At 59.9% G+C, this 1,608-nt stretch carries 1 protein-coding gene; it reads right to left on the bottom strand.

The genetic code is table 11. The annotated features are described in order from the left end of the window. Nucleotides 1-150: 150 nt before the first annotated feature. Nucleotides 151-1,587: an IS1182 family transposase gene (locus tag Q0687_RS29660; RefSeq protein WP_298884990.1), complete on the bottom strand. Its 1,437-nt coding sequence runs from the start codon at nucleotides 1,585-1,587 to the stop codon at nucleotides 151-153. Nucleotides 1,588-1,608: the final 21 nt, after the last annotated feature.

Here is a 1,608-nt window from a genome sequence, read left to right as displayed (position 1 = left end):
GGCCCAGGCTGTGTGAAAATCGCGTAACTTGGGCGCACCGGCGCATTTCGCGGCCGCCGAGCTTCTAATTCGATGGAATCGATCTCCTGTCATCTCAGCGGCAAGCAGGAGGTTCATCTGGGCGCTGATTTTGCCGCGCAGAGGCCGGCCTCATGCCCGCATCGCCTCCAGCAATCCGCCTACGCCCACGATCGTCATCACGCGCTTCATGTTGTAGGCGAGCACGTTGAGCGCCATCTCGGTGGCCACCTTTGGCAACTTTCTCATGAGAAAGTGCGTTGCTCCCATCCAACACTTCATCGTGCCGAATGGATGCTCCGCTGTCTGACGGCGGACACCCATTGCATTGGGGTTGTGGTCGAGCCGACTCTGAACTTTCTCCAGAACAGCCTCGTGCTCCCAGCGTGAGATGCGGCGCTCGGGGCCTGTCGTACACTGAGCTTTTAGCGCGCAGGTTTTGCAGGCGCTTGTCCAATAGCGGCGCAGTGTCTTTCCGTCCTCTACGTTCGTGTAGTGATAGGTTAGCCGTTCGCCGGCGGGACAGCGATAAACATCGTCGGCGGCGATATAGACGAAGTCCTGTTTGCCAAAGCGGCCAGCAGCTTTGGCGCCCGAAGTCATCGGCTTCGGCAACGTCACCGTGATGCCGGCTTCCCCGCAGGCCCTGATCTCCTCTCCATCGTAATAGCCGCGGTCTGCAACGACTTCGAGCGTCTCGACAGCCATCTCGCCGCGCGCCTGCCCGGCCATGTTGGCGAGTTGGTGGCGATCGGTGCCCACGTTGGTCACCTCGTGAGCCACGATGAGATGATGCTGCGTATCAACCGCAATCTGCACGTTGTAGCCAACGATGCCGGTGTCCTTGCCACTGGTCGCCATCGAGCGTGCGTCAGGATCGGTCAGCGAGATCTGCTTGTCCTCGCTCTTCATCATCTGCGCATTGATCGCATTGAGCCGGACAATCTCCTCCTTGAGCTTCTCGATCTTGCCCTTCAATCGCTCAACCTTCGCCTCCAGCACCGCATCGCCGTGCCGATCGGCGGTCTCAAGCTGCGAGAGATACCGGGCAATGCTCTCGTCGATCCGCTCCAGGCGCCGCTTCATCTTGGCCTCGGTGAAGTTCTTGTCCCGCGCATTGACCGCCTTGAACTTCGATCCATCGATGGCGACGCTCGCTGCAACAAGCAGATCAAGCTTGCGGCACAGCGCGACGAACTCGCGACAGACCTCACGGATGGCCTTGCCATTGTCCTTGCGGAAATCCGCAATGGTCTTGAAGTCCGGCGCCAGCTGCCCGGTCAACCAGATCATCTCGATGTTGCGCTGGCATTCCCGCTCCAGGCGCCGGCTCGACGGAACCCGATTAAGATAGCCGTAGATGTAGAGCTTGAGCATAACACCAGGGTGATAGCCGGGTCGGCCGGTATCGAGGGGCTGGACACCGACAAACCCGTGCTTATCGAGATCGAGACCGTCGACGAACACGTCGACCGCACGCACCGGGTTATCCTCGGTTACATAGTCGTCGAGCGATGCCGGAAACAGCGTGCTCTGCCCGCGATCCAACCCTTCAACAAAGCGCTTCATCAGATGCCCCGCAAAGTCGCC

The sequence above is a fragment of the uncultured Bradyrhizobium sp. genome (genome assembly GCF_936928535.1).
In the GTDB taxonomy this organism is placed as follows: domain Bacteria; phylum Pseudomonadota; class Alphaproteobacteria; order Rhizobiales; family Xanthobacteraceae; genus Bradyrhizobium.
The sequence above is the reverse complement of the archived record's forward strand: the minus strand, read 5'-3'. Positions and strand labels throughout refer to the sequence as shown.